The organism is Streptomyces caeruleatus (assembly GCF_001514235.1).
Lineage (GTDB): Bacteria > Actinomycetota > Actinomycetes > Streptomycetales > Streptomycetaceae > Streptomyces > Streptomyces caeruleatus.
This window is the reverse complement of the sequence record NZ_KQ948939.1, coordinates 115,825-137,399: the sequence shown is the minus strand read 5'-3', so window position 1 is coordinate 137,399 and position 21,575 is coordinate 115,825. Positions and strand designations below refer to the sequence as shown.

Sequence of the window (21,575 nt, the reverse complement as noted above, 5' to 3'; positions counted from 1 at the left end):
CGGGGGATGGTTGCTCCGAGGAGCGGTCGCCGCGAGGCGCGGAAAGGTTGCCGGGGTGGGGGGTGGGGGGTGGGGGCTGAGGTGGAGGCCGGGGGCGGAGCCTGTAGCCCTAGCGGCCTACGGCTGGGGCCTGTAGCCCTAGCGGCCTACGGCTGGGGCGTGTAGCCCTAGCGGCCTACTGCCGGGCCCGCGTCACTCCTTCGAATCCCGGGGCCGTGTCACTCCTCCGACTCCAGAATGCGGTCGAGTGTCCGGCGGCCCATCTCGCTCATCGCCGGATTGCTCTCGACGTAGTACCAGACAAGACCCGTCGCCTGTTCGAACGCCCAGGCCTTGCCGCGCTCCCACTCCAGGTCGGCACAGCCCAGTGCCCGCCGGAGCACTTCCCGCGGGCCCGGCTGCAACAGGTGCCAGGCACTGACCAGATCCAGCGCGGGGTCGGCCGGGCCGAAGCCGCCGGTGTCGAGTACGCCGCCGAGCCGGTCTCCCGCGACCAGTACGTTGCCGGGGATCAGGTCACGATGGCTCATCACGTCGGCACCCGCGCGCGGCAGCTCCCGAAGCCGGCTCCACACCTCGCGCAGCCGGGGCACGTCGAGCAGCCCCTCACTCTCCTCGAAGCACTTCGCCATCCAGTCGTCGTGGTGCGTGAGGACGCCGCCACGGCCCTGGCCGTCGAAGAGCCGCCCCCGCGTCCCGGTCTCCCGCAGGGCTGCGATGAAGGCCGCGAGGTCCTCGGCGAACGCGTCCGACCCACTCGGGTCGGCATCGGCATCAGAGGCGACCGTTCCCGGCAGCCATGTCTGGACCGACCACGGCATGGGGTAGCCCGCTCCGGGCCTCCCCAGGGCGACGGGTTCCGGGGCGGGGAACCGGGACACCTGCGCCAGCTCCGCGCTGGCCCGGGCTTCCTGTTCCAGCACCGCCAGCGTTTCGTCGGCATCGGCCAGACGCAGTGGGAAACGCGCCGAGAGGTCGTTCCCGATGCGGAAGATGGCGTTGACCGTCCCGGTCGACGGCAGGAGTTGGACCGGCTCGTGGCTCCACTGCGGGAACTGTTCCCGGACCAGGGTCGCGACGATGTCGGTGGTCACGTCCACCTGGTCCTCGTGCATCGTCATTCAGCCAGTATTCGTACGCCGAGGTCCGGATCAACCGAGATTTCCGGCGAGGCCGGCCCGGCGCAGCAGCTTCAGCCAGTCGTCGTACTCCACCAACTCGTCGTCGACGAGGGCGATTCGCGCGTACTCCGCCGTCGCCACGCGGTCCAGGAAGAACGCTTCCAGCCCCGGCGCGAGCCGCTCGAAGCGTTCCGCGTCGACCCACTCCCAGTGCTCGGCCGGGATGCCGAGGAGCCCGTCGTTCCCCGCCCGGTCGAGGAAGACCGGGGTGTCGTGGATCAGCCCCACGCAGAACAGCTTCTCCGGGGACAGTTCCAGCGGGGAGTCCACCACCGGCCCGCAGTAGAACTGGTGCTGCTCGGCCTCCTCCAGCCCGAAGAGCTGCACGGACGGCCCACAGCTCGCCCCGTCCAGCACCCGGCAGAAGTCCAGGAACTCCCGTGGCACGCCCTCCGCCTCGGCGGCGGCCGCGGTCCCCTCGTCGATCGTCCCGCCCAGCGTGAAGTTCAGCAGATCCGTACTCTCCGCCAGCGCCAACCGCAGCGCGTCCACGGTCGCGATCAGCCGGGCCGACCCCGGATTCACGCCGGTCACCTGTCCACCCCACCCTCCGGGAGCCTCCTGATCTGCCGCAGGTTACGGGATACGCCGGCCTCGGCTGGTCGCGACCCGGAGTGCGTCACCGAGCGACTCGACCGCCCTGGTCAGCGCGAAGCGCACCGCGCGCTCACCCGCCTTGCTGTCGGCCAGGACGGCCCTGGCGCCGGCCAGCACCTGTTCCCCCGAGTCCAGTTGGGCCACCTCCATGTCGTCGGCGAGCCGGGAGAGCCTGCTGTGGTCGTTGTCGGCGCTGAGGTAGCAGGGTTTGCCGTCGGGGGTGGCCCAGGGGAGGAGGCGGAGTTCGTCGGGGGCGTTCATACGGGGAGCTCCGCTTCGGTGCTGTGGTGTGGGGCGGTGTTGGTGCCGTAAGCGGCGGCCCAGTGGATGCGACGGCGTTGCAGGATCCGTTCGCGCTCACAGCGGCAGGGTTGGACGGGGTGGTGGGCTGGCGTGCTCAACGTCCTTGTGGGGCCCGGGGTTTGAGGCACGTCTGCTGCCCGGTGTCGACCTTGACTGGGAACCAGTACACGTACGAGTGCGGTCAGTAGCGGTTTCACGAGTCGGGCGGTACGTTCGCGCATGCCGGTGCTCCTTGGGTTCTACGCGTCGGCCACGCCCCCGGGCCGAGTGCGAATCGGCCGCGGGGGTTTTGGCATGGCTGGGGTCTGACGAGCGGTGATTACCGTTCGTGCCCTGATCGTCACAGGTGCGGCGTACTCTGCGGAAGAGGTTCGGTGTTGTCTGGGGCGCCAGGCAACGGGGAGGGGTGACGTGGGCGAAGTTGTTGACGGGGAGCGGGAGTCGGGGCGGGACAGGCTGGGACGAACGTTGAAGGACCTTCGGGAGAAGGCGGGTAAGTCGCTGGGGCAACTGGCCGACGAGACCGGCTACGACAAGAGTTATTTGAGCCGTCTGGAGTCGGGACAACGGCTGTCCAAGGTGGCGGTCATGGAGGACCTGGACGCGTACTACGGGACCGGTGACCTGCTGGTTCGCCTGTGGCGTGATGCGCGCAAGGACGTCATCAAGGACAAGTACAAGGGGTTCATGGAACTGGAGGCGACCGCTCGCGTCATGTGGCTGTTCCAGCTGCGAGTGCCGGGTTTGTTGCAGACCGAGGACTATGCGCGCGCGGTGTTGTCAGGGTTGTCTGGAGCCCAGACAACGGCTGGCAACGGTGAAGAAGTCGAAGAGCAGGTGGCGTTGCGCATGGGGCGGCAGGAGTTGCTGTACCGCGATCCCGCGCCGAATGTCCGCGTGATCCTGGACGAGGGAGCGCTGCGGCGGCCGGTTCCCAACGCGAAGGTGTGGGCGGATCAGTTGTCCCATCTGCTGGAGGCGGCGGAACTGCCGAACGTCGTGCTTCAGGTACTGCCTTTCACTGCCGGTGGGCACGACCTCATGGACAGCCATCTCTCGCTGTTCTGGCAGCGGACCGGCGACCCTGTTGCCTACGTGGAAGGCAACGGCTTCGGCGAGGTGGTCGACCATCCGGACAAGGTTCTGTCCTTCCGTTTGTCCTACGATCTGGTCAGGGATGCGGCGCTGACTCCGGTGGAGTCGACGGCGTTCATCAAGCGCCTTCTGGAGGAGTGCAGAGCATGAAGCGGATCCCCGACCTCAGCGCGGCCTTGTGGCGCAAGTCGTCGTACAGCGACGGGGGACAGACGAACTGCGTCGAGGTCGCCGACGGCCACCCCGGCATAGTCCCCGTCCGCGACAGCAAGGTCCCCGCAGGCCAGGTGCTGCTCTTCGCGGCGTCCTCCTGGTCCGCCTTCGTGCACGGCGTGAAGGAGACAGCGTGACCCCCGACCTCAGCACCGCCGTGTGGCGCAAGTCGTCCTACAGCTTCGGGGCAGCCAACGACTGCGTCGAGGTCGCCGACGGCCACCCCGGCCTCGTCCCCGTCCGTGACAGCAAAACCCCGACGACCCGCCCCCTGATCTTCGGGGCCTCGGCCTGGGGGATGTTCGTCGGGGGCGTCAAACTCGGAGCTGAGCCCTTTACACCGCCTCCGGCGGAGGAGTAGCCGCCCCCGGCAACCGCACCGTAGCCACCGTCCCCCCACCTTCCGCCCGCGCCAGCGTCACCTGACCGCCCGCCTGCTCGACCGTACGCGCCACGATGGAAAGCCCCAGTCCCGAGCCCGGCAGGGCCCGCGCACTCGGTGAGCGCCAGAAGCGGTCGAAGACGTGGGGGAGTTCGTCGGCGGGGATGCCGGGGCCGTGGTCGCGGACGGTGAGGGTGCCGTCGTGCAGGGCGACCTCGATCGTGCTGCCCTCGGGGCTGAACTTCACCGCGTTGTCGAGGACGTTGACGACCGCCCGCTCCAGTGCCGCCGGTTCCGCGCGGACGTACCAGGGCTGGAGGTCGGCCGTGATCGTCAGTTCCGGGCCCCGGAGGCGGGCTCGGCGCAACGCCGACTCCACCGTGTCCTCCAGGGAGACCACCTGGACGCGTTCACCGCGCTGGCCCTCCGAGCGGGACAGCTCCTGCAAGTCGCCGATCAGGGAAGCCAGTTCGGTCACCTGGGCCTTGACGGAGGCGAGGAGCGCCTTGCGGTCGGCCTCGGGGATGGGGCGGCCCGTCTCCTCGCTGCGGGTGAGGAGTTCGATGTTCGTGCGCAGGGAGGTGAGCGGGGTGCGGAGCTCGTGGCCGGCGTCGGCGATGAGTTGCTGCTGGAGTTCGCGGGAGATGGTCAGGGCGGAGGTCATGGAGTTGAAGGAGCGGGAGAGACGGGCTACCTCGTCCTCGCTCTCGTCCTCCACCGGGATCCGGACGCTCAGGTCCTCGGTACGGGCTACGTGTTCGACGGCCTCGGTCAGCTTGTCGACGGGGCGGAGCCCGGCGCGGGCTACTGCGAGGCCGGCTGCTCCGGCGCCGACGACTCCGATGCCGGAGACGAGGAGGAGGATCAGGGCGAGGTCGTTGAGGGTGGCCTGGGTGCCCTTCAGGGATACGCCCACCACGAGGGCGGCGTCCGACTCGGCCCCGGTGACCGAGTCCCTGAGGGTGATGGGGAACGTCAGGACACGTAGGTCGTCGCCGTCCTCATTGGTGCCGTTGCGGAAGAAGCCGTCGCCACCCCTCTTGATCGCGTCCTGGTCGGACTGCGTGACGTTGACGACACCCAGCGAGTTCGGGAGGAGGCAGGGGGTTCCGTCAGCCTTGACCACCTGTGAGTAGGTGGTACGGAAGTTGTTGAGTGTCTGCTGCGGAGTCTGGGTGCACTCGGTGTACGCGTCCCCGATCTGCGCGATCTGCTGCGGCCCTTTGATGGCCGCGACCCTCTTCAGGTCCTCGTCCACCTGCTCGTACAGCTTGCCCTGCACGATGAACCAACACGTCACCGAAACCGCCGCCACCGCGAACGCCACCGCCGCCGCCACCAGCAGCGCCAGCCGTGACCGGATGGGCAGGGAGCGGAACCGGCGCAGAACTCTGTTCACTCCGCCCCGCCCTGCCGCAGCACATACCCCACGCCCCGGACCGTGTGCACGAGCCGCGGCTCGCCGCCCGCCTCGGTCTTGCGGCGCAGGTACATGACGTACACGTCGAGGGAGTTGGACGACGGCTCGAAGTCGAAGCCCCAGACGGCCTTCAGGATCTGCTCACGCGTCAGCACCTGGCGCGGATGCGCCATGAACATCTCCAGCAGCGTGAACTCCGTACGGGTCAGCTCCACCGGCCGCCCGCCCCGCGTGACCTCCCGTGTCGCGAGGTCCATGCGCAGGTCGGCGAAGGTCAGCGCCTCGTCGTCCTCCACCGCGCCCGCGCCGGCCGCCGCCGCGTACGAGCTGCGCCGCAGCAGCGCGCGGACCCGGGCGAAGAGCTCGTCCAGTTCGAAGGGCTTGACCAGGTAGTCGTCCGCCCCCGCGTCCAGGCCCGTCACGCGGTCGCCGACCGTGTCGCGGGCGGTGAGCATGAGGATCGGGGTCGTGTCGCCCGCGCCGCGGATACGACGGGCAGCCGTCAGGCCGTCCATGCGGGGCATCTGGATGTCGAGGACCACCAGGTCGGGACGGTAGGCCGTCGCCTTCTCCAGGGCGTCGGCGCCGTCGACCGCGACCTCGGTGTCGTATCCCTCGAAGGCGAGGCTGCGCTGGAGTGCTTCACGCACCGCCGGCTCGTCGTCGACGATCAGGATGCGCTGGGGGTCACGGTCGCCATCGGCGGGGCTCATGGGCTCGGGATCCTCGGGGTGCGGTGGACGGAGGGGGCTGAGCGGACGAACGCCTTCAGCGTCGCATGATTCTCGGCCTGCTCAGCCTCGTACGGTACGGCGGCGGCCGCGGGCGGCGGCGGTCCTGCGGCCGGCGCTCAGGCGGGCGGTCGCCAGCTCCGGCGCCCGGGACGGGGCCGTGGGCGCGTGCAGGGCACCGGCGACGGCCAGGGCGAGGGCGATGTCGGCCGCGCCGGCACCGGTCGAGGTGTGCTCAACCTGCTGGATCATGACGTACTCCTTCAGCTCGGGCCGCTACGAAGTCAGGTCTGCGAACCCGACCGCAGCTTCGCCAGGTCGGACTTGACGGTGTTGATCGGGATGGCGAAGCCGAGGCCCACGCTGCCCGCGTCGGACGAACCCGAGCCGGCGGCCGAGTACATCGCGGAGTTGATGCCGATGATGTTGCCGTTCATGTCGATCAGCGCGCCGCCGGAGTTGCCGGGGTTCAGGGACGCGTCCGTCTGGATCGCCTTGTACGTCGTCGTCGACGAACCGGTGTCGCCGTTGAACTGCTGGCCACCGAACTCGAACGGCCAACCGCCGCCGCCCTGCTGCTGTTGCTGCTGCTGACCTTGGCTCTCGTCCGTCGAGACGGTCACGTCCCGGTTGAGCGCGGACACGATGCCGCTGGTGACGGTGCCGGTCAGGCCCTCGGGGGAGCCGATCGCCACGACCTCGTCGCCGACCTGGACGCCGGAGGAGTCGCCGAGCGTGGCCACCGTCAGCCCGGAGGCGTTCTGGAGCTTGATCAGCGCGAGGTCCTTGCTGCTGTCGGTGCCGACGACCTCGGCGGCGTACTCCTTGCCGTCGCTGGTCCTCACCTTGACCGAGGTGGCGCCGGAGACGACGTGGTTGTTGGTGACGATCTCGCCGTCACTGGTGATGACCACGCCGGAGCCGGTGGAGGACCCGGCGTTCGAGGTCGCGTTGATCTCGACGATGCTCGGGCTGACCGCCTTGGCGACCCCGGAGACCGTGCCCTTCTGGCTGGAGGGAACGACGTTGGTACTGGTGGAGCTGGAGGTCGCGACGGTGTCGTTGCCGGTCAGCTCCTGTATGCCGTACGCCGTGCCGCCCCCGATCGCGGCGGCGACGATCGCCACGGCGGCGATCAGGGCGACGGGACCACGAGGCCGCCGCGCCCTCGGCCGCTGGGCGACCGGCTCGGTGAGAAGAGCGGTCGGTGCCGTCGGCTGGTACGCCGGCGGGGGCGGCCACTCCGGGTTCACGGGAGCGCCCTGGTACGGGTTGTCGTGTTCGCCGCTGCGGCGGAAGCTCTCGGTCATGGAAATGAGCATGTCGCCCGACCATGAGAGCTTCCTGAGCACCGCCTGAGAAGCCCGGCAGAAGGCCGTATGCCCGATGTAAAGGCCGTTCAGGGCGGCTGGCCGAGGCTTCTCAGAAAGGCTTCATGCAGCCAACCAAGGGGCGCGGGGAACTGCGCGAGCAACCACACACAACCGTCAGACGAATGACGGCTCAACCAGCGGAGCGCTACGCACACCCGCACGACCGTCGGACGACAAGCCTCGACGGAAACACCTTCAACCGCTCCCGCCGAGACCCCGCCACCCGCAACCCTTCATCCAGCACAAGATCCACCGCGGCCCGAGCCATGGCCGACCGGTCCGAGGCAACCGTCGTCAGCGGCGGATCCGTCAACGCCGCCTCCTTGATGTCGTCGAACCCGGCGACAGCCAACTCCCCCGGCACATCCAGCCGCAGCTCCCGCGCGGCCCGCAGCACACCGATGGCCTGGTCGTCCGTCGAACAGAAGATCGCGGGCGGCCGCCTCGGCCCGGAGAGAATCTCCAGCGCTACCCGATACGCGTCGTAACGGTTGTACGGCGCCTCGAACAGCCGCCCCTCCGTGGGGATCCCGGCCTCGGACATCGCACGCCGCCAGCCCTCGACGTGGTCGGAGACGGGGTCGCCGACCGCCGGCGTCTCGGCGGTGCCGCCCACACAGGCGACGTACTCGTAGCCGTGCTCCAGCAGATGCCGTACGGCGAGCTGCGCGCCGCCCAGGTCGTCGGTGACGACGGCGACGTCGTCGATGGCCTCGGGCCGCTCGTGCAGCAGGACGACCCGGGCGTCCCAGGCCTCGATCTCGGCGGCGGCCAGGTCGTTCAGGGCGTGCGAGACGAGGATGAGTCCGGAGACGCGCATGCCGAGGAACGCCCGCAGATAGTGGACCTCGCGCTCGCCGACGTAGTCGGAGTTGCCGACGAGGACCATCTTTCCGCGCTCGGCGGCGGCCCACTCGACCGCGTGTGCCATCTCGCCGAAGAAGGGCTGGCGGGCGTCCGGCACGATCAGGCCTATGAGGTCCGTGCGCCGCGAGGCCATCGCCTGGGCGACCCGGTCGGGCCGGTACCCCAGTTCCTTGATCGCGGCGAGGACACGCTCGCGCGTGGCCGGGGCGACCGGCCGGGGTCCGTTGTTGATGACGTAACTGACGACGGCAGTGGAAGTCCCTGCCAGCCGCGCCACGTCATCCCGAGTCACCTTGGCCACGCGCGGAGTCTACGCGGATGGACCTGCTCTGGGCAGGGCGTGAAGGCGCTTGCCTGGCGCCGGGCCGTCACTCTTCCGTACCCACGCGACGCCCTGTGCGCCCTGCCCGAGCGCCGGCTAGGCGTCGGCACGGACCTCGGCGCCGTCCAGGGCGGCCGTCTCGTCCGCATCCGCCGACTTTGCCCGGTCAGCCTTGGCCTTGGCTTCGTCGGCGGTGCGATCGGCCTTCTCGGGAGTAACGAATCGATAACCGACGTTCCGGACGGTTCCGATGAGTGACTCGTGCTCGGGGCCGAGCTTGGCGCGCAGCCGTCGTACGTGGACGTCGACCGTCCTGGTGCCGCCGAAGTAGTCGTAGCCCCAGACCTCCTGGAGCAGCTGCGCGCGCGTGAAGACGCGGCCCGGGTGCTGGGCGAGGTACTTGAGGAGCTCGAACTCCTTGAAGGTGAGGTCGAGGACGCGCCCCTTGAGCTTGGCGCTGTACGTCGCCTCGTCCACCGACAGGTCGCCGTTGCGGATCTCCATGGGGGAGTCGTCGCTGACGATCTGCTGCCGGCCCATGGCCAGCCGCAGCCGCGCCTCGACCTCGGCCGGACCGGCGGTGTCGAGAAGGACGTCGTCGATGCCCCAGTCGGCGGTGACGGCGGCGAGGCCGCCCTCGGTGACGACGAGGACGAGCGGACAGCCGGGGCCGGTCGAGCGCAGGAGCTGGCACAGGCTGCGCACCTGTGGGAGGTCGCGGCGGCCGTCGATCAGGATGACGTCGGCACCCGGGGTGTCGACGAGCGCCGGGCCTTCCGCCGGAGCCACGCGCACGTTGTGCAGCAGAAGGCCGAGTGCGGGGAGCACCTCCGTCGACGGCTGGAGGGCATTGGTCAGGAGCAGCAGAGAACTCATACGTCTGGTTCCTCCTCGGTCCCTGCGAGGACGTGTGCGGTACGGAACTGCTCTGCGATCCCGAAAGGCCCCGTACACCGGCGGTCACCTGAGGTTTCCCGCGCCGTATACAACGCTTCCGAAAGCACAAAAGGACCCGGGGGCTACGCTGCCCGAGTCCTCTGCCCAGCAGAATAGCCGACATGAGCAACGGTCCGGCAGGTCATGTGGCACGATCCACGGTTCGTCCGCACTCTGAGACAACCAGACGTACACCTTTGCGGACGTTTCTGCACACCGGCGACGGCGTGAGCGTCGATTCCGTATACGACCCGGCCGCGGTTGTATACGACTCCTCGCGTCCACCTGCCGGTGACCTGGTGTTCGTCGTCGCCCATGGCTTCACGGGCGATGTGGACCGGCCGCATGTACGACGGGTGGTGGAGGCCTTCACCCGGTACGGGGCCGTCGTCACCTTCTCCTTCCGCGGGCACGGAGCATCGGGTGGACGGTCGACCGTCGGGGACCGCGAGGTGCTCGACCTGGCGGCCGCGGTGCGCTGGGCCCGCGAACTCGGGCACACGCGCGTGGTGACCGTCGGCTTCTCCATGGGCGGCTCGGTGGTACTGCGGCACGCGGCGCTGTACCGGCCGGAGGGGGAGGAGCGTGAGGGGTGTGAGGGGTATGAGGGGTGTGAGGGGCGCGCCGGGGCGCACACGGACGTGGTGGTCTCGGTGAGCGCGCCGGCCCGCTGGTACTACCGGGGCACGGCTCCGATGCGGAAACTCCACTGGCTGGTGACCCGGCCCGAGGGCCGACTGGTGGGTCGCTACGGATTCCGTACGCGCATTCACCACCGTGAGTGGAACCCGGTGCCCCTCTCTCCGGTGGAGGCGGTGCCGCGTATCGCGCCCACCCCGCTGCTGATCGTGCACGGCGACCGCGACGGCTACTTCCCCCTCGACCACCCCCGCATGCTGGCCGAGGCGGCCGGTGGCCACGGGGAACTCTGGCTGGAGCCCGGCATGGGCCACGCCGAGCACGCGGCCGACGACAAGCTGCTGGCCCGCATCGGAGACTGGGCCGGCGCACAGGGCGGCTAGCCTGACGGGGTACACAGCCGACCGACAGAGGAACCGCATGCCAAAGGTCACGGTGCGCTACTGGGCCGCCGCGAAGGCCGCGGCCGGGATCGCCGAGGAGCCGTTCGACGCGGCCACGCTCGCCGAGGCGCTCGACGCCGCCCGCGAGCGACACCCCGGTGAACTCGTGCGCGTCCTGCAGCGATGCTCGTTCCTCGTCGACGGTGACCCCGTGGGCACCCGCGAACATGAGACGGTACGGCTGGCCGACGGCGGCACGGTCGAGGTGCTCCCGCCGTTCGCAGGAGGGTGACGATGACCGACCAGCCGTATCAGGGGTACGACGGATACGACCCGTACCAGCAGCCCGCGCCGCAGCAGGGGTGGCCCGGACAGCAGGCGTACGACGACCAGCAGGCCGCCCAGCAGCACACCCAGCAGCACACCCAGCAGTGGCAGGGGCAGACCTGGGAGACCCAGGTGCAGCCGCCGGTGCCGCCGGCCTCGGCCGCGGAGACGGCCTATCTGCCGTCGCAGGGCGCGGGTGTCCCAGCCGCGGGCGCGTACGCGGGGTACGACGAGACCGGGCAGGGGTGGGGCGGCGCGCCGCAGGGCCAGGCCCACCCGCACGCCCAAGCCCACCCCCAGGCCTACGCCCAGGCCCAGCCCGGTCACGCTCAGCCGCAGGCCTACGCCCAGCAGGCCTCTGCCCCTGCCCCGGCCGCCCCTGCTCAGCGCTCCCAGGCGGAAAGGGACCCCGAGTCGGGTGACGACCCTGGGTACGGTCCCTCGACCGTCGCCGGGAACTCCCGCATCACGGACGCCCAGCGGGCCCGGCTGGAGGGCCGTTCGCCGATCATCGAGCCGGGGATCCAGCCGGCCGGGCTCACGGCGCTGCTGGGGCTGCTGCTCTCGGGCGCGGCGGCCATCGGGTCGTACGCCCTTCTCGTCCCGCTCGTCCTCCTCCAGGCCGTGACGGCGGCGGGCTGGTTCCGGCTGAACGGCATGTGGCCCGCCCGGCAGGGCATCGCGCTGGCCTTCGCGGGGGCGCTGACGGCGGACGTGGCGTTGCTGGTGGCCGACCGGGCTCCTGCGGCGATCCTCGGCACGCTGGGGGTCTGGGTGCTGCTGACGCTGGTCCTGCAGCTCCGCTCGCACGCCGACCCGGACGAGCGGATGTACGGGCTGATGGCGACGGTGGTCTCGGCGGCCCTGGCGATCGTCGCGGGGGGCTATCTCGCGGCCGACGCGGATGCGGTGACCGTGGGGGCGGTGGCGGTCGCCGTCGCGGTGCTGGTGCGTGCGCTGCCGTTGCCGACGGTGGCCTCTGTGGCGGTCGCTCTGCTTGCCGGGGCCGGTGCGGGTGGTGTGGCCGGTGCCGTGGCCGGGGTGTCCGGTGGGGCGGTGCTCGGGGCCGGGGCCGCGGTGTGCGCGCTGGTCGGGCATCGGGTCGCCAGCTACGACTATCCGTCGCGGTTCGTGCACTTCACGGCGGGGGTCGCGCTGCCGTTGGCGGCCGCGGCGCCGGCGGTGTACGTACTGGGCCGCGCGCTGACCTGACCCAGTCCCATCCCTGGGGGCTGCGCCCCCAGACCCCCCTGATCGGCCCTCCGGGCCTCGTCCTCAAACGCCGGACGGGCTGAAAATCTAGCCCCTCCGGCGTTTGAGGAGCGGGGTCTGGGGCGGAGCCCCAGAAGGATGGGACGGGTAGGGGCGGCGGGGGCGAGGAAGATGGCCTGCTGTCAGAGTTACTCTCGTCCTCGTTGACGACTCTGAGGTGGGGGAACACCACAACATGCGAGCCCTGCGGATACTGCTGATAACCGTCGTGATCCTGGGTGGCCTCTTCGTGCTGGCCGACCGACTCGCCGTGGGCTTCGCCGAGGACGAGGCGGCCGGGAAGCTGCAGTCCTCCGAGAACCTGGCCGCCGCGCCGGACGTCACCATCAAGGGCTTCCCGTTCCTCACCCAGGTCGCGAGCGGCTCGCTGGACGACGTCGAGGTCGGGATCAAGGACTACGAGGCCGCCACCGGCACCGACGGCAAGACGATCCGGATCGACGACCTCACGGCGAACATGAAGGGCGTCGAGTTCTCCGGCGACTACAGCTCTGCCACCGCCGCCGCCGCCACCGGCACCGCGTCCATCACCTACGCCGAGCTGCTGAAGACCGCCAAGTCCGAGCCCACCGAGGTCGCGCCCGGCGTCACCGCCAGCGTCATCGGGCTGTCGGACGGCGGCAACGGCAAGATCAAGGTCGCCGTCGAGGCCACCGTCCTCGGCACCAAGCTGCCGAACCCGGTCTACGTCCTCAGCTCGGTCACCACCGAGGGCGACATCGTGAAGGTGCACGCCGACACCCTGCCCAGCTTCGGCGGCGCCGACATCGCCGAGAACCGGGCCCGCGCGATCACCGACTTCGAGCAGAAGATCGACGGTCTGCCCGGCGGCATCCAGCTCGACAAGGTCCAGGCGGCGAAGAACGGCGTCGAGATCACGGTGCGGGGTTCGAACGTCCGGCTCGCGGGGTAGTACGGCAGCGACCGCGAGGGCCTTGAGGGGCCTTGAAGGGGCTCCTCTGTGCCCGAATGGCCCGTGTCCAATGGGCGAGACGGCGCCGTCCGTACCGTAGATGTGACCGTCGATACATCCGCCCGGAAGCCGTGCGGCACCAGCCCTGAGGGCCTTTCGATCCCACATCGCGGACAATCTCGTCTCAGAATACGACACACCGGTGACACGCCCGCATGTCCGTCCCTACGATCGAGCCCATGAAGCGACAGGCGGATCTCACGAAGCGGCGGGCAGTAGACCTCTGCCGCGTTGCCGCCATGCTCTGTCGCCCCTTCTGAGCGGAAGCTCCGACTTCTGCGTTTCCCCGCTGCCCTGACCAGGGCACAGGTGCGTCGTCTCGGCCCGAGCACGCACCCCCTCGCACTCGCACGCCCCGCCGCAACTGCCCCGGAGGAGAGAAGAGCATGAGCCGCAGCGACGTCCTCGTCGACGCCGACTGGGTCCAGGAGAACCTGGACAACCCCAGCATCGCGATCGTGGAGGTGGACGAAGACACGTCCGCCTACGAGAAGAACCACATCCGCAACGCGATCCGTATCGACTGGACCAAGGACCTCCAGGACCCGGTCCGCCGCGACTTCGTCGACCAGGAGGGCTTCGAGAAGCTCCTGTCGGCCAAGGGCATCGCCAACGACACCCTGGTGATCCTCTACGGCGGCAACAACAACTGGTTCGCGTCGTACGCCTACTGGTACTTCAAGCTCTACGGCCACGAGAACGTCAAGCTTCTCGACGGCGGCCGCAAGAAGTGGGAGCTGGACGCCCGCGAGCTGGTCGAGGAGGTCCCGGAGCGCGCCGAGACCGTCTACAAGGCCAAGCCGCAGAACACGGCCATCCGCGCCTTCCGTGACGACGTCGTCGCCGCGATCGGCTCGCAGAACCTGGTCGACGTCCGTTCGCCCGACGAGTTCAGCGGCAAGCTGCTCGCCCCGGCCCACCTCCCGCAGGAGCAGTCGCAGCGCCCGGGTCACGTCCCGTCCGCGCGCAACATCCCGTGGTCGAAGAACGCCAACGACGACGGCACCTTCAAGTCGGACGACGAGCTCAAGGAGCTCTACGCCGAGGAGCAGGTCGACCTGGCGAAGGACACCATCGCCTACTGCCGTATCGGCGAGCGCTCCGCGCTGACCTGGTTCGTGCTGCACGAGCTGCTCGGTGTGGAGAACGTCAAGAACTACGACGGCTCCTGGACCGAGTACGGCTCGCTCGTCGGCGTTCCGATCGAGCTCGGCGCCAACAAGTAAGCAAACCTCTTCCATCCCGACCGGCCTTCGATTCCGGTCAGACCCCTCTTGGAGAAAGACATGTGTGGAGCGAAGGCCGGCGGCCCCGACGCCTCGACGATCAAGCCCGGTGAGACCACGATCCAGGGCCAGGTGACGAAGGACGGCGAGCCCGTGGTCGGTTACGTCCGACTGCTGGACTCGACCGGCGAGTTCACCGCGGAGGTCCCCACCTCCGCCACGGGCCAGTTCCGCTTCTACGCGGCCGAGGGCACCTGGACCGTACGCGCGCTGGTCCCCGGCGGCACCGCCGACCGCACGGTCGTCGCCCAGCAGGGCGGCCTGGCCGAGGTGGCCATCACGGTCTGAACGACGCCCTGACCGGCCGAAGGGCCGTACCCCACGGGTTGGACACCCGGGGTACGGCCCTTCGGCGTGTACGGACCCGGACCTACCCTGGACGTATGTACGCACGGCGACGGCACGTCTACTTCGCCATGATGGGGACCTGCGTCACGCTCTTCGTCCTGGCCTGGGGGGTCGTACGGCTCTGGTCGATGCCGGTGGCCGTGGGGATGTGTGTGGTGGCCATGGTCATTCCGCCGCTGGCCGCGATGGTCGCCAACCGGCGGGGGCCGGAGGACCGCTGGTGGGACGACCCGTCCGGGGACCCGAAGTCCGACGAGTGGTGGGACGAGCTGGACGGGAAGAAGCGTCCGCGCCAGTGAGCGCGCGACCTCACCGCGTGGCCCGGGTGTCTCAGTAGACGAGCGCCTGCGTCTCGTCGGCCAGCGCCTCCTGCACGAACACCTGCGCTCCCGCGATCCGTACGCCCTCCAGGACGTCCTTCTCCGTGATGTCCCGGCGGGCCGCGCACTGGGTGCACAGGGTGAGGCGGCCGCTCGCGAGGACCGCGTCGATCAGGTCGGGGAGCGGGGCCGCGTGGGGGAGTTCGAACTCGGCGGCGCGGCCCGGCAGGGCGAACCACGCGGACTCGCCGGTCAGCCATACGGAGACGTCGACGCCGCTGGCCACGGCCACCGCCGCGACCGTGAACGCCTGGGAGCAGCGTTCGGGGGCATCGGCCCCCGCCGTCACCTTGATCACCAGCTTCTTCGCCATGGCCGAATCGTAATCAACTCCCTTACAACCTGAAGCGTTGGCCACGGGTCTCCTGTGCGCGCGCATACGGAATGCGCACTTCACGTTCCGTGGGGGGACGTCTTGGATGTACCTGAAGAAATGGCTGTGCGGCCCCGGCCGCGTGGGCGTACGGCGCTGCTGATCGCCGGGGCCGTCGTGCTCGGGCTCGTCGCCGGGACCTGTGCCGGTTACCTGGTGCAGGCCGAACGCCGGCCCACGAAGCTGCCGCCCCTCTCCCAGCCCGTGGTCGAGCGGGCCAAGGGCGTGGCCGAGCCGCTGTCCGCCGCCGAGGACCGCCGGCTGAGGACCGACGGTGATCTGCGCGAGCTGCTGCTCCAGCGGCCGAAGGGTGCGCGGGATCCCCTGATCCCGGCCGGCAGCGACGGCTGGTTGGACCTCGCCGGCTATGCGGGCGGCTACGAGGAGCCGGGCGAGATGTTCAGCGATCTCGTCGACGACGAGTTCCGCCGTGCCGCCGTGACGAGCTGGCGGGTGGGCACCACCCACAACGTCGAGATCGAGCTGGCGCAGTTCCGCCAGGAGGAGGCCCTGGCGGCCGGCACCCACGCCGAGACCGCGTACTACTGGGCCGAGGAGAAGGCCGACACCCGCAGCTGGCCCATCCCCGGCACGGGTGACGGCATGGCGTACGTGCACGACACCCCGGAGCGGAACGCCGGCTACCTCCCGGTGTACTCGGCCGAGGCCCACGCCTGGCGCGGCGACATCGTGATGCACGTCTGGGTCTTCGACACCAAGCCGATCTCCAAGGAGAAGATCATGGATCTCGCCAAGCGGCAGATGGAGCGGCTGTGACCGAGACACCTGAGAGCCCTCAGAACACCGAGAACACCGAGAACACCGAGAGCGCCGAGAGCGCCGAGAGCGCCGAGAGCGCCGAGAACGTCGAGAACGTCGAGGGCTCCGAGAGTCGCCAGAGCGCTGAGACGGCCGAGAGTCCCCAGCCCTCCGAGCGGAAGCGGCCGCGCCCTTCGCGTCTCGCCGCGCTCGCCGGGACCGTCCTGCTGGTCGGTGCCGTCGTCGCCGGTGCCGGCTACACCGTGGTCACCGTCCAGGACGCCGACCGCGACCCGGGCCGGCCGACCTGGAAGTTCTCCAAGCCGTCAGCGGCCGCCGGCAAGGCGGAGGAGACGGCGAAGGCGGCGCCTGGGCTGCGCGGGCTGCTGCTGCCGTACGGGGAGAACAGCTACACCCGTGGCCCCGACCTCGGAGAGTTCGGGCCGGACGTCGAGCTCAGCGGCCGTCAGGCCACCGCCCTGCGCAAGGAGTCGCTCAAGGACCTGCCCCGCACCCAGCGCCGGCAGCTGGAGAAGGAGATCGACAGGCAGAGCGTCAAGAGCATGGTGATGCGCAGCTACGTCTACGCGACCCGCCGTGCGATCAACTTCGGCGAGGCGTTCTCCGTCAGCGTCGCCGTCGCGCGGATGGAGAGTCGTGCCGCCGCACGGGACATCGCGACGTCCCAGAACAGGTTCTTCTCCGCCCTCGGCGTCTTCCGCAAGGGGCCGGAGATCGACGGCCACAAGAACGCCAAGTGCTTCCTGACACCCAAGGGCGACGACCAGCAGCTCGACCGGGTCTTCTGCGCGGCCTACTCGGGAGACGTGCTGATCAGCTTCACGGCCGAGGGCAGCCGACCGGTCGACATGGCCGGCATCGGGGTGTTCGTCACCCGACAGCTCGACCGCATCGACGAACCGGGGAAGGCCGTATGACCGAGCACAAGCAGCCCATGACGACGGCGCCCGTGGCAGACACACGGCCGCAGCCGGACGTCGATCAGGCCGTTCCCTCTACTCCCGCTTCTCCCCCTGCTCCCTCTGCTCCTCCCCCTCCCGCTGCCAAGAAGGACCGCCGTGTCCTGCGCGCCGCCCTGCGTTGGACCGCGGCCGTCGTCGTCTTCGCCGCCGTCGGCGCCTCCACGGCGTACGGCATCACGCGCCTGGAACGTACGGACGTGCCCGGTCTCGCGACCGAGACGGACGGACGCTGGACGTACCCGGAGATCACCAGGCCACCGCTGCCGGCCGGCAGCCCGGAGCCGTTCGCCGAGGAGAACCCGGCCTCCCTCCACCACGCGGACCTGCGCGAGCTGCTGTTGCCGGCGCCCACGGGCGCCGAGGCGGACAAGGAGCTGAACGGACGCGACGGCTGGCTGGCGACGAAGGACTTCCTGGCGGCGTACGAACAGGAGGAGGACCGGGACGACCTCCGCCAGCTGCTCACCGACTACGCCCTGCGGCACGTCGCGGCCCGCGGCTGGACCACGCCGGACGGTACGCACACCCGGATCTACCTGCTGCAGTTCCAGACCGGTCAGGTGGCCGACGTGCTCCAGCAGGACCACCTCACCAACTACGACTCGCCCACCTACGCCCTGCGCGGCGCCGACCAGGTGCACGCGGACGACGACTTCCCCACGGACGCCGAGGTCGTCGAGGTACGGCACTACGCCTACGTCGAGGCCAAGCCGTACGGCGCCGAGCAGGTCCGGCAGGCGTATCTGGTCTCGGGCGACGTGCTGGGACTGGTCGTGCAGTCCCGCAAGGGCGGCGCCGCGGCCGTCCCCTTCCAGCAGACGGTGGTGCTCCAGAGCCAGCTGCTCGGCTGAGCCCGCGAGGGCCTACCTCACACAGAGGGCCCGGCCCCGGCCGCGTAAGCTGGGGCCCGGCCCTGTGTACGCAAAGCATTCCCCGCGCTCAATCGAGGAGCACCCCGTGGAGATCTTCTTCGAAGCCCTGCTGGTCCTGGTCTGCGTCGGCGTTCTCGCCTTCGCCGGGCTGACCGTGAAGAAGCTGTACCAGGGCCAGCGCTGACCCACACCTAGGAACTTCCCCTCATGATCGAGATCCCGTCCGACCTCCACAAGGACCTCGTCCCCCTCGCCTTCCTGCTCGGCAACTGGGCGGGCGCGGGCGTGCACGACTTCCCCGGCTCCGAGAAGTGCAACTTCGGGCAGGAGGTCGCCTTCACGCACGACGGCCGGGACTTCCTGGAGTACCGCTCGCACACCTGGGTGCTGGACAACGACGGCAACAAGGTGAAGCCGCTGGAGTCCGAGCACGGCTTCTGGCGGATCGACGCCGACCGCAAGGTCGAGGTGACGATGGTCCGCGACGACGGTGTCGTCGAGATCTGGTACGGCGAGCTGGCCGACAAGAAGCCGCAGATCGACCTGGTCACGGACGCGGTGGCCCGCACGGCCGCCTCCGGCCCGTACACCGGCGGCAAGCGCCTGTACGGCTACGTCAAGAGCGACCTGATGTGGGTCGGCGAGAAGCAGACCCCCGAGGTCGAGCTGCGCCCCTACATGTCGGCCCATCTGAAGAAGGTCGTCACCCCGGAGGAGGTCGAGCGCTGGGCCAAGGCCCTGCCGGACGATATGCCGGACGACGGCATCGCCTTCTTCAAGTAGGAAGCCGGCCGAGTGGCTCTAGACTTTCAGGTGTGGTGAGCACCGACTGGAAGAGCGACCTCAGGCAGCGCGGCTACCGGCTGACGCCGCAGCGTCAGCTTGTCCTCGAAGCCGTGGACACCCTTGAGCACGCGACCCCCGACGACATCCTCGTGGAAGTGAGGAAGACGGCGTCGGGGGTCAACATTTCCACCGTGTACCGGACCCTGGAGCTCCTGGAGGAACTCGGGCTGGTCAGCCACGCCCACCTCGGGCACGGTGCGCCGACGTACCACCTCGCCGACCGCCACCACCACCTCCACCTGGTCTGCCGGGACTGCGACAAAGTCATCGAGGCGGACGTCCAGGTGGCCGCGGAGTTCACGGCCAAACTGAGCCGGGACTTCGGCTTCGAGACCGATATGAAGCACTTCGCGATCTTCGGCCGCTGCAAGGACTGCTCCCTGAAGAGCTCCCTCAAGAGCTCCCTGAAGAGTTCAACTACCGAGTCGTAGGCTTAGGCATATGAAGAGCCCCCTGCTGACCCTGCCCGGCGCCGTGCCCGCCGAGGGCGTGGACGAAGGCGTCGCCGCGCACTACGGCGATCTGTTCCGCGAGCAGCGCGCGCTCGCCGACGGCTCCGGTTTCGTCGACCTCTCGCACCGCGGAGTCGTCGCCGTCACCGGCCAGGACCGGCTGAGCTGGCTGCATCTGCTGCTCACCCAGCATGTCAGCGACCTCCCGGTGGGCGAGTCCACCGAGGCGCTGATCCTCTCCGCGAACGGCCACATCGAGCACGCGCTGTATCTCGTCGACGACGGCACGACGGTCTGGGCCCATGTCGAGCCCGGCACCCAGGACGCGCTGATCGCGTACCTGGAGTCGATGAAGTTCTTCTACCAGGTCGAAGTCGCCGACCGGACCGCCGAGTTCGCGGTCGTCCACCTGCCCGCCGGGTCCATCGCCGAGGTGCCCGAGGGCGCCGTCGTACGCGAGACGGCGCACGGCCGTGACCTGTTCCTCCCGCGCGCCGACCTGGAGTCGTACGCCGAGAAGGCGGGCCCGGCGGCCGGCATCCTCGCCTACGAGGCGCTGCGCGTCGAGCACCACCGCCCGCGCCTCGGCTTCGAGACCGACCACCGCACCATCCCGCACGAGCTGGGCTGGATCGGCACCGCGGTGCACCTGCAGAAGGGCTGCTACCGCGGCCAGGAGACGGTCGCCCGGGTCCAGAACCTCGGCAAGCCGCCGCGGCGCCTGGTCTTCCTGCACCTGGACGGCAGCGACGTCCACCTGCCCCCGCACGGCACAGAGCTCCGTCCGGCCGACGAGGGCCCCGACGGCCGCAAGATCGGTTTCATCACGACGTCGGTACGGCACCACGAGCTGGGCCCGGTCGCGCTGGCGCTGGTCAAGCGGAACGTGCCGGTGGACGCGGGGCTCCTGGCCGGAGAGACGGCGGCCGCGCAGGAAGTGGTCGTGGAGCCGTAGCCGTGCGACGCGGGCTCCGTCGGGGGCGCGAGCGGGCCTAGATCTCCAGGAGCACGGTGAACGGGCCGTCGTTCGTCAGACCCACCCGCATCTTGGCACCGAACCGTCCCGTCGCCACCGTCGCGCCCAGGGCGCGGAGTTGGGCGACGACCTCGTCGACGAGCGGCTCGGCGACATCGCCGGGCGCGGCGGCGTTCCAGGTGGGCCGGCGGCCCTTGCGGGCGTCGCCGTAGAGGGTGAACTGGCTGATGACGAGGAGCGGGGCGTCGATGTCGCTGCACGACTTCTCGTCGTTCAGCATGCGGATCGACCAGAGTTTGCGGGCGAGTTGGGCGGCCTTCTCCTTGGTGTCCTCGTGCGTGACACCGACGAGCACGCACAGACCTTCGCCCGCGATCTCGCCGACGGTCTCGTCATCCACGACGACACTCGCGCCGTCCACCCTCTGCACCACAGCTCGCATGCGGCCATCATGCCGCGTGCGGGGGAAGCGGCAGGTAAAGGGGCCTCCGCGGGGCTTCTTTGGGGGGCTCTTTTTTGATCCTTAAGCCCCCATCTGGGGCTGTTCGTGGGCACTCGGTCACATAGGGGCCACTTGGGATGGCACCATGCTTCCACACGCCGGTCGAGGGGACGGTAGAGGCATATGAGCACACCGAGTACCGGGCAGCCCCCTGGGGCTGTCGTGTTGGGCCACACGAGCCACACGGGCCACACGGGCCAGCCGGCCGGACTGAGGCCGCCCACGCAACGCACCGCCGACGATCCGGGTCCGGGGGCGGATCCACGGCTGCCCGCCGATCCGGCCGAGCCCGATCTGACCGTGCTCAGTCTGCCCGAGCTGCGCACCCTGCGGCGGGACGCGCAGCGGGACGAGGCGGACCTGAGTTATGTACGCCGGCTGCTGCAGGGGCGGATCGACATCCTGCGCGCGGAGCTCGCGCGGCGCTCTCCCGCGGGCGCCGCGTCCGTCGTGGAGCGCCTCCCGGAGATCCTCACCGACGCCCCGGCCCGGCACCGCTCCTCCGCCCGCCACGTCACGCTGGGCACCCCCCAGAGCGAGGAGTACCGGCTGCTGGCGGCCGAGATGCTGGCCGAGGTGGAACTGTCGGACCTGGAGGCCCGTACGGACGTCGAACTCGACGCCGCGATGGCCAGGCTCGTGGGGTACGAGCAGCAGGTGTCCCGACGCCGACAGCGGTTGCAGCGGACGGCGGACGAGTCCGGGGCGGAGATCACGCGGCGGTACCGGGAGGGTGAGGCCGTGGTGGACGACTTGCTGACGTAGCGCCGCCGAACGACAGGGG

At 69.9% G+C, this 21,575-nt stretch carries 29 protein-coding genes; 18 read left to right on the top strand and 11 right to left on the bottom strand.

Annotated features, from left to right (window positions below):
- Window positions 1-218: 218 nt before the first annotated feature.
- The 3 genes from AQJ67_RS36750 to AQJ67_RS36740 are packed head-to-tail and all read right to left on the bottom strand — an operon-like array spanning window position 219 to window position 2,039.
- Complete coding sequence (locus tag AQJ67_RS36750; protein ID WP_062723825.1) at window positions 219-1,121, bottom strand: aminoglycoside phosphotransferase family protein; 903 nt, start codon at window positions 1,119-1,121, stop codon at window positions 219-221.
- Between the two features lie 30 nt (window positions 1,122-1,151).
- A complete protein-coding gene (locus AQJ67_RS36745; protein WP_244190712.1) occupies window positions 1,152-1,715 on the bottom strand; it encodes a hypothetical protein in 564 nt (187 codons plus the stop codon).
- 42 nt (window positions 1,716-1,757) lie between these two features.
- On the bottom strand, window positions 1,758-2,039 hold the full coding sequence (locus AQJ67_RS36740; protein ID WP_062723824.1) for a hypothetical protein: 282 nt from the start codon (window positions 2,037-2,039) through the stop codon (window positions 1,758-1,760).
- Window positions 2,040-2,492: 453 nt separating this feature from the next.
- Here AQJ67_RS36740 and AQJ67_RS36735 point away from each other — a divergent pair, with 453 nt between their 5' ends.
- Genes AQJ67_RS36735 through AQJ67_RS36725 form a run of 3 tightly spaced genes read left to right on the top strand, consistent with a single transcriptional unit; the run spans window position 2,493 to window position 3,750 of the window.
- On the top strand, window positions 2,493-3,326 hold the full coding sequence (locus AQJ67_RS36735; protein ID WP_062723823.1) for a helix-turn-helix domain-containing protein: 834 nt from the start codon (window positions 2,493-2,495) through the stop codon (window positions 3,324-3,326).
- Entirely contained in the window at window positions 3,323-3,526 is a 204-nt protein-coding gene (locus tag AQJ67_RS36730) for a DUF397 domain-containing protein (protein ID WP_062723822.1), read from the top strand. Before AQJ67_RS36735 ends, AQJ67_RS36730 begins: the two co-directional genes overlap by 4 nt.
- Entirely contained in the window at window positions 3,523-3,750 is a 228-nt protein-coding gene (locus tag AQJ67_RS36725; RefSeq protein WP_062723821.1) for a DUF397 domain-containing protein, read from the top strand. The genes AQJ67_RS36730 and AQJ67_RS36725 overlap by 4 nt, the downstream gene beginning before the upstream one ends.
- On the opposite strand, the gene AQJ67_RS36720 is transcribed toward AQJ67_RS36725, so the two are convergent.
- From AQJ67_RS36720 to AQJ67_RS36695, 6 genes are all read right to left on the bottom strand, one after another.
- Window positions 3,725-5,170: a HAMP domain-containing sensor histidine kinase gene (locus tag AQJ67_RS36720; RefSeq protein ID WP_062723820.1), complete on the bottom strand. Its 1,446-nt coding sequence runs from the start codon at window positions 5,168-5,170 to the stop codon at window positions 3,725-3,727. The genes AQJ67_RS36725 and AQJ67_RS36720 overlap by 26 nt on opposite strands.
- Window positions 5,167-5,904 (bottom strand): response regulator transcription factor, encoded by a 738-nt coding sequence (locus AQJ67_RS36715; RefSeq protein ID WP_062723819.1) that lies wholly within the window; start codon window positions 5,902-5,904, stop codon window positions 5,167-5,169. Before AQJ67_RS36715 ends, AQJ67_RS36720 begins: the two co-directional genes overlap by 4 nt.
- A gap of 81 nt (window positions 5,905-5,985) precedes the next feature.
- A complete protein-coding gene (locus tag AQJ67_RS36710; RefSeq protein ID WP_062723818.1) occupies window positions 5,986-6,174 on the bottom strand; it encodes a hypothetical protein in 189 nt (62 codons plus the stop codon).
- Window positions 6,175-6,206: 32 nt separating this feature from the next.
- Window positions 6,207-7,232, bottom strand: a complete 1,026-nt coding sequence (locus tag AQJ67_RS36705; RefSeq protein ID WP_062723883.1) for a S1C family serine protease — start codon at window positions 7,230-7,232, stop codon at window positions 6,207-6,209.
- Between the two features lie 208 nt (window positions 7,233-7,440).
- On the bottom strand, window positions 7,441-8,463 hold the full coding sequence (locus AQJ67_RS36700; RefSeq protein ID WP_079056403.1) for a LacI family DNA-binding transcriptional regulator: 1,023 nt from the start codon (window positions 8,461-8,463) through the stop codon (window positions 7,441-7,443).
- Window positions 8,464-8,580: 117 nt separating this feature from the next.
- Window positions 8,581-9,360 (bottom strand): winged helix-turn-helix transcriptional regulator, encoded by a 780-nt coding sequence (locus tag AQJ67_RS36695; RefSeq protein ID WP_062723816.1) that lies wholly within the window; start codon window positions 9,358-9,360, stop codon window positions 8,581-8,583.
- A gap of 182 nt (window positions 9,361-9,542) precedes the next feature.
- Between AQJ67_RS36695 and AQJ67_RS36690 the strand changes: the two genes are divergently transcribed.
- From AQJ67_RS36690 to AQJ67_RS36660, 8 genes are all read left to right on the top strand, one after another.
- Window positions 9,543-10,442: an alpha/beta hydrolase gene (locus AQJ67_RS36690; protein ID WP_079056402.1), complete on the top strand. Its 900-nt coding sequence runs from the start codon at window positions 9,543-9,545 to the stop codon at window positions 10,440-10,442.
- A 37-nt stretch (window positions 10,443-10,479) separates the two neighbouring features.
- Window positions 10,480-10,734: a MoaD/ThiS family protein gene (locus tag AQJ67_RS36685; RefSeq protein ID WP_030052141.1), complete on the top strand. Its 255-nt coding sequence runs from the start codon at window positions 10,480-10,482 to the stop codon at window positions 10,732-10,734.
- Between the two features lie 2 nt (window positions 10,735-10,736).
- Entirely contained in the window at window positions 10,737-11,981 is a 1,245-nt protein-coding gene (locus AQJ67_RS36680) for a hypothetical protein (protein WP_062723814.1), read from the top strand.
- A gap of 235 nt (window positions 11,982-12,216) precedes the next feature.
- Window positions 12,217-12,954, top strand: a complete 738-nt coding sequence (locus AQJ67_RS36675) for an LmeA family phospholipid-binding protein (RefSeq protein ID WP_062723813.1) — start codon at window positions 12,217-12,219, stop codon at window positions 12,952-12,954.
- Between the two features lie 215 nt (window positions 12,955-13,169).
- Window positions 13,170-13,274 carry a putative leader peptide gene (locus AQJ67_RS50830; protein WP_370260121.1) on the top strand — a complete coding sequence of 35 codons (105 nt, stop codon included), beginning with the start codon at window positions 13,170-13,172 and terminating at the stop codon, window positions 13,272-13,274.
- A gap of 126 nt (window positions 13,275-13,400) precedes the next feature.
- Entirely contained in the window at window positions 13,401-14,240 is an 840-nt protein-coding gene (locus AQJ67_RS36670; protein WP_062723812.1) for a sulfurtransferase, read from the top strand.
- Window positions 14,241-14,300: 60 nt separating this feature from the next.
- Window positions 14,301-14,588: a DUF1416 domain-containing protein gene (locus AQJ67_RS36665; RefSeq protein ID WP_062723811.1), complete on the top strand. Its 288-nt coding sequence runs from the start codon at window positions 14,301-14,303 to the stop codon at window positions 14,586-14,588.
- A gap of 95 nt (window positions 14,589-14,683) precedes the next feature.
- Window positions 14,684-14,947 (top strand): DUF3099 domain-containing protein, encoded by a 264-nt coding sequence (locus tag AQJ67_RS36660; protein WP_062723810.1) that lies wholly within the window; start codon window positions 14,684-14,686, stop codon window positions 14,945-14,947.
- A gap of 31 nt (window positions 14,948-14,978) precedes the next feature.
- On the opposite strand, the gene AQJ67_RS36655 is transcribed toward AQJ67_RS36660, so the two are convergent.
- On the bottom strand, window positions 14,979-15,341 hold the full coding sequence (locus AQJ67_RS36655) for a DsrE family protein (protein WP_062723809.1): 363 nt from the start codon (window positions 15,339-15,341) through the stop codon (window positions 14,979-14,981).
- A 120-nt stretch (window positions 15,342-15,461) separates the two neighbouring features.
- On the opposite strand from AQJ67_RS36655, the gene AQJ67_RS36650 reads away from it, so the two are divergent.
- From AQJ67_RS36650 to ygfZ, 6 genes are all read left to right on the top strand, one after another.
- Complete coding sequence (locus tag AQJ67_RS36650) at window positions 15,462-16,178, top strand: hypothetical protein (RefSeq protein ID WP_062723808.1); 717 nt, start codon at window positions 15,462-15,464, stop codon at window positions 16,176-16,178.
- Window positions 16,175-17,098 (top strand): hypothetical protein, encoded by a 924-nt coding sequence (locus AQJ67_RS36645; protein ID WP_244190711.1) that lies wholly within the window; start codon window positions 16,175-16,177, stop codon window positions 17,096-17,098. Before AQJ67_RS36650 ends, AQJ67_RS36645 begins: the two co-directional genes overlap by 4 nt.
- Window positions 17,095-17,994 (top strand): hypothetical protein, encoded by a 900-nt coding sequence (locus AQJ67_RS36640; RefSeq protein WP_062723807.1) that lies wholly within the window; start codon window positions 17,095-17,097, stop codon window positions 17,992-17,994. The genes AQJ67_RS36645 and AQJ67_RS36640 overlap by 4 nt, the downstream gene beginning before the upstream one ends.
- A 228-nt stretch (window positions 17,995-18,222) precedes the next feature.
- Window positions 18,223-18,798 (top strand): heme-binding beta-barrel domain-containing protein, encoded by a 576-nt coding sequence (locus AQJ67_RS36635; protein ID WP_062723806.1) that lies wholly within the window; start codon window positions 18,223-18,225, stop codon window positions 18,796-18,798.
- A gap of 32 nt (window positions 18,799-18,830) precedes the next feature.
- Window positions 18,831-19,292 carry a Fur family transcriptional regulator gene (locus tag AQJ67_RS36630; protein ID WP_062723805.1) on the top strand — a complete coding sequence of 154 codons (462 nt, stop codon included), beginning with the start codon at window positions 18,831-18,833 and terminating at the stop codon, window positions 19,290-19,292.
- Between the two features lie 10 nt (window positions 19,293-19,302).
- On the top strand, window positions 19,303-20,268 hold the full coding sequence (gene ygfZ, locus AQJ67_RS36625) for a CAF17-like 4Fe-4S cluster assembly/insertion protein YgfZ (protein WP_062723804.1): 966 nt from the start codon (window positions 19,303-19,305) through the stop codon (window positions 20,266-20,268).
- A 37-nt stretch (window positions 20,269-20,305) separates the two neighbouring features.
- Here the strand turns inward: ygfZ and dtd are convergent, their stop codons facing one another.
- Window positions 20,306-20,731 carry a D-aminoacyl-tRNA deacylase gene (gene dtd / locus AQJ67_RS36620; protein WP_062723803.1) on the bottom strand — a complete coding sequence of 142 codons (426 nt, stop codon included), beginning with the start codon at window positions 20,729-20,731 and terminating at the stop codon, window positions 20,306-20,308.
- 183 nt (window positions 20,732-20,914) lie between these two features.
- Here dtd and AQJ67_RS36615 point away from each other — a divergent pair, with 183 nt between their 5' ends.
- Window positions 20,915-21,556 carry an RsiG family protein gene (locus tag AQJ67_RS36615; RefSeq protein ID WP_062723802.1) on the top strand — a complete coding sequence of 214 codons (642 nt, stop codon included), beginning with the start codon at window positions 20,915-20,917 and terminating at the stop codon, window positions 21,554-21,556.
- The last annotated feature ends 19 nt before the right edge of the window (window positions 21,557-21,575 follow it).

Bases quoted from the DNA above. Each gene is read 5' to 3' on its own strand.
- AQJ67_RS36670 (WP_062723812.1), top strand. From the start codon at position 13,401: ATGAGCCGCAGCGACGTCCTCGTCGACGCCGACTGGGTCCAGGAGAAC.
- ygfZ (WP_062723804.1), top strand. From the start codon at position 19,303: ATGAAGAGCCCCCTGCTGACCCTGCCCGGCGCCGTGCCCGCCGAGGGC.
- AQJ67_RS36615 (WP_062723802.1), top strand. From the start codon at position 20,915: ATGAGCACACCGAGTACCGGGCAGCCCCCTGGGGCTGTCGTGTTGGGC.
- AQJ67_RS36660 (WP_062723810.1), top strand. From the start codon at position 14,684: ATGTACGCACGGCGACGGCACGTCTACTTCGCCATGATGGGGACCTGC.
- dtd (WP_062723803.1), bottom strand. From the start codon at position 20,731: ATGCGAGCTGTGGTGCAGAGGGTGGACGGCGCGAGTGTCGTCGTGGAT.
- AQJ67_RS50830 (WP_370260121.1), top strand. From the start codon at position 13,170: ATGTCCGTCCCTACGATCGAGCCCATGAAGCGACAGGCGGATCTCACG.
- AQJ67_RS36685 (WP_030052141.1), top strand. From the start codon at position 10,480: ATGCCAAAGGTCACGGTGCGCTACTGGGCCGCCGCGAAGGCCGCGGCC.
- AQJ67_RS36705 (WP_062723883.1), bottom strand. From the start codon at position 7,232: ATGACCGAGAGCTTCCGCCGCAGCGGCGAACACGACAACCCGTACCAG.
- AQJ67_RS36640 (WP_062723807.1), top strand. From the start codon at position 17,095: ATGACCGAGCACAAGCAGCCCATGACGACGGCGCCCGTGGCAGACACA.
- AQJ67_RS36695 (WP_062723816.1), bottom strand. From the start codon at position 9,360: ATGAGTTCTCTGCTGCTCCTGACCAATGCCCTCCAGCCGTCGACGGAG.
- AQJ67_RS36650 (WP_062723808.1), top strand. From the start codon at position 15,462: ATGGCTGTGCGGCCCCGGCCGCGTGGGCGTACGGCGCTGCTGATCGCC.
- AQJ67_RS36655 (WP_062723809.1), bottom strand. From the start codon at position 15,341: ATGGCGAAGAAGCTGGTGATCAAGGTGACGGCGGGGGCCGATGCCCCC.
- AQJ67_RS36680 (WP_062723814.1), top strand. From the start codon at position 10,737: ATGACCGACCAGCCGTATCAGGGGTACGACGGATACGACCCGTACCAG.
- AQJ67_RS36730 (WP_062723822.1), top strand. From the start codon at position 3,323: ATGAAGCGGATCCCCGACCTCAGCGCGGCCTTGTGGCGCAAGTCGTCG.
- AQJ67_RS36690 (WP_079056402.1), top strand. From the start codon at position 9,543: ATGAGCAACGGTCCGGCAGGTCATGTGGCACGATCCACGGTTCGTCCG.
- AQJ67_RS36635 (WP_062723806.1), top strand. From the start codon at position 18,223: ATGATCGAGATCCCGTCCGACCTCCACAAGGACCTCGTCCCCCTCGCC.
- AQJ67_RS36665 (WP_062723811.1), top strand. From the start codon at position 14,301: ATGTGTGGAGCGAAGGCCGGCGGCCCCGACGCCTCGACGATCAAGCCC.
- AQJ67_RS36675 (WP_062723813.1), top strand. From the start codon at position 12,217: ATGCGAGCCCTGCGGATACTGCTGATAACCGTCGTGATCCTGGGTGGC.
- AQJ67_RS36740 (WP_062723824.1), bottom strand. From the start codon at position 2,039: ATGAACGCCCCCGACGAACTCCGCCTCCTCCCCTGGGCCACCCCCGAC.
- AQJ67_RS36710 (WP_062723818.1), bottom strand. From the start codon at position 6,174: ATGATCCAGCAGGTTGAGCACACCTCGACCGGTGCCGGCGCGGCCGAC.
- AQJ67_RS36750 (WP_062723825.1), bottom strand. From the start codon at position 1,121: ATGACGATGCACGAGGACCAGGTGGACGTGACCACCGACATCGTCGCG.
- AQJ67_RS36715 (WP_062723819.1), bottom strand. From the start codon at position 5,904: ATGAGCCCCGCCGATGGCGACCGTGACCCCCAGCGCATCCTGATCGTC.